This window comes from Ferrovibrio sp., assembly GCF_035304305.1.
In the GTDB taxonomy this organism is placed as follows: Bacteria; Pseudomonadota; Alphaproteobacteria; order Ferrovibrionales; family Ferrovibrionaceae; genus Ferrovibrio.
Genome location: NZ_DATGQG010000078.1, coordinates 1 through 3,258, shown reverse-complemented (window position 1 = coordinate 3,258; position 3,258 = coordinate 1). Strand labels below are relative to the sequence as shown.

Sequence of the window (3,258 nt, the reverse complement as noted above, 5' to 3'; positions counted from 1 at the left end):
GTTTTTTATGTCCGGAAACGGCGCGGCGCAAGCAAATTTTGTACGATAGGGCAGCTTTGATGACCTTTTTTTGGCAAAAGGCGAGTCCCGCCCTCCTGCAGGTGCGGGCAAGCCGATCTGCGAGTCACAATTAGGTCCGATCTGGTACTTTTATCTCTTGCGTTATCTGGTTGTGGCCGATTCAGGGCCTGCAACCGGTGCAAGTAGCTGAGCCGCCAGTGTTTTCAGTTGCAACCATTGCCCGCATGAGGGATACGCATTGCAATGCCCGCGCGTGAATATAAGCTGCTTCCCGCTACCCGCAGGTAGCGCGGGCCCGGCTCATTCGGGGGAAGCATGTTCGACAATCGCCTGTCGGCGCTCTCGCTGCGCGTCCTCGCCATGATGGCGGCGCTGGCAGCCCCCTTTCTGGTCCTGGCCTTCTATTATGTCGATGCGCAGCGCGACGCGGCGCTGGAGGCGGTGCGCCGCGAGTCGCTGACGCTGGCCAAGGCGATCGCGCACCAGCAGGGTATTGCACTGCAGCAAACGAAGGCGCAGCTGACGCGCCTGGCCGAAAGCCATGCCGCCAGCGAAGAGCACGCCGCCTGCAGCAGCCGGATGCAGGAAATGGCGCAGCTCGGCCCCCACATCCTGCATCTCGCCCTGACCGGTCCGGACGGCGAGATCCGCTGCGCCTCGTCCGCGCAGGTCGCCGGCGCGCGGCTGGACGACCGCGACTATTTCCGCCAGGCGCAGCAGAGCGGCCGCTTCACCGTCAGCGACGTGCTGCAGACCCGCTTCTCGAAAATCTGGACGCTGGTCGCCGCCCAGCCCATCGCCGACAGCGAGCGGCTGGAGGGCATGCTGATCGCCAGCCTCGACCTGAACTGGGCGCAGTCCCTGCTGGACAGTCTGCATCTGCCGGCCGATTCCATCGTCAGCCTGTCGGACGCGACGGGCCGCATCGTCGCGCGCACGCCGCGCGGCGATGATCTCGTGGGCCGCGAGATTCTCGAGGCGGCAAGCTTCCGCGGCGCGATCGCGACAGCCAGCGAAGGCTGGGCCACGTCGGCCGGGCTGGACGGCGTGGCCCGGGTGATCGCCTTCGCGAAGGTGCCCGAGGCCAATCTCTATGTGCGCGTCGGCATCCCGACCGCCGCGATCGATACGGTGGAGCGCCGGGCGCAGCGCGACGGCCTGGCCGCGCTGGGCGCCGCGATCCTGCTCTCCGGCCTGCTGGCGGTGTTCCTGTCGCGCCGGCTGCTGCTGCGTCCGGTGCGCCAGCTCACCCAGGCGGCGCAGCGGCTCGGCGAGGGCGACTGGACGGTGCGCACCGGCTTCACCGAACGGAACCACGTCATGGGCCTGCTCGCCCGCAAGCTGGACGAGCTTGCCGCCTACGGCCAGAGCATCACCCGCGCCTTCCGCACGCTCAGCGCCGGCAACCGCACCCTGCTGCGCGAGCGCGGCGAACAGGCGCTGCTGGACGCGATGTGCCGCACGGCGGTGGAACAGGGCGGCTATCGCGTCGCCTTCGTCAACTACCTGCGCCATGACGAGGCGAAGAGCGTCGAAACCGTGGCGCGCTACGGCCATGACGGCGGCTTCATCGACAGCCTGCGGCTCACCTGGGCCGATACCGCTCACGGCCGCGGCTCGGTCGGCACCGCGATCCGCACGCGCCGGCCCAGCATCATCCAGCGCATAGCCAGCGACAGGAGATACGGGCCCTGGCGCAACGAGGCGATCCGGCTGGGCTTCGGCTCGGTGATCTCGCTGCCGCTGATCGTCGAGGACGCGGTGATCGGCACCTTCACCCTGATCGCGAGCCAGGAGGATGCCTTCGACGCGCCGGAAGTCGAGCTGCTCGACGAGATGGCGGCCGACCTTTCCTTCGGCATCAAGATCGCCCGCGACGCGATCCGCCAGCGCGAGGCCGAGGAGATCGCGCGCCGCGCCCTGAGCCACGACGCCATCACCGGCCTGCCCAACCGCGCCAGCTTCCTGCGCCAGACCGGCGAGGCGGTGGCCGCGGCGGCGCGGCGGCACGAGCCGCTGGCGGTGCTGATCGTGCATCTGCCGAACCTGCAGGAGGTCTATGACGGCTTCGGCCACGATCCGGCCAACAAGCTGGTCCGCGAGGTGGCGGGCCGCCTGGTGCAGCTGCCCGGGATCGGCGCCGGCGTCGCGCGGCTCGCGGTGAACCAGTTCGGCCTCTGCCTGCCCGGCATGACTGCCGACAGCGCGGCGCAGGCGGCGCGGCAGATCCAGACGTGCCTGCGCGAGCCGGTGACGGTGGGCGTCGCGCAGATCGACATCACGGCCTCGGTCGGCGCCGCCTTCTATCCCGGCCATGGCGACGAGGCCGAGCCGCTGGTGCGCCGCGCCGCCATCGCGGCCCGCGACGGCGCCCGCAAGGAGGCCTTCTATTTCGTCTACAGCGGCGCGACGGAGCGCGAGAATCCCGAGCGGCTGGCGCTGGCCGCCGAGCTGCGCGCCGCCCTGGACCGCCGCGAGCTGGAGCTGCATTTCCAGCCGAAATTCGACCTCGCCACCGGGGCGGCCTGCGGCGCCGAGGCGCTGATCCGCTGGAACCATCCGTCGCGCGGCTTCCTGGCGCCGGCGCGTTTCGTGCCGCTGGCCGAGGAGACCGGCCTGATCCGCACGATGACCGGCTTCGTCGTCGATGCCGCGATCCGGCACCAGCATGGCTGGGTGGCGGGCGGCCGCGCGCTGCCGGTGGCGGTCAACCTCTCGGCCAAGAATCTCTACGATCCGAATTTCCTCGATTCCTTCCGCGCCCTGCTGGACACCTGGGGCGTGCCGGCCAGCCTGGTCGACATCGAGCTGACCGAGAGCGCGCTGGTGGACGATCCCGATGCGGCGCGGCGCGTGCTGCACCGGCTGCGCGACATGGGCTCGAAGATCTACATCGACGATTTCGGCACCGGCTATTCCTCGCTGAACTATCTCGTCAGCCTGCCGGTGCATGCGCTGAAGATCGACCGCTCCTTCGTGCAGCAGATGCAGCAGAGCCGCGAGGCGGCGGCGGTGGTCGCCTCGGTGATCACCATGGCGCACCATCTCGGCCTGCGCGTGGTGGCCGAGGGCGTGGAAACCGAAGCCGACCGCGCGATGCTGGCCGGCCTCGGCTGCGACGAGGGCCAGGGCTATCTCTGGAGCAAGCCGCTCAGCGCGGCGGATTTCGAGCAGCGCTATCTGAAGGGGTGAGCGGCGGAGCGTCGAGGCGAACCGGCTTCCGCTTCACCGCCGGCA

General features: G+C 69.5%; 1 protein-coding gene. It reads left to right on the top strand.

What is annotated here, in order from left to right; translation table 11 throughout:
- Positions 1-336 precede the first annotated feature (336 nt).
- Entirely contained in the window at positions 337-3,213 is a 2,877-nt protein-coding gene (locus VKZ87_RS09865; RefSeq protein WP_324221085.1) for a bifunctional diguanylate cyclase/phosphodiesterase, read from the top strand.
- Positions 3,214-3,258 lie beyond the last annotated feature (45 nt).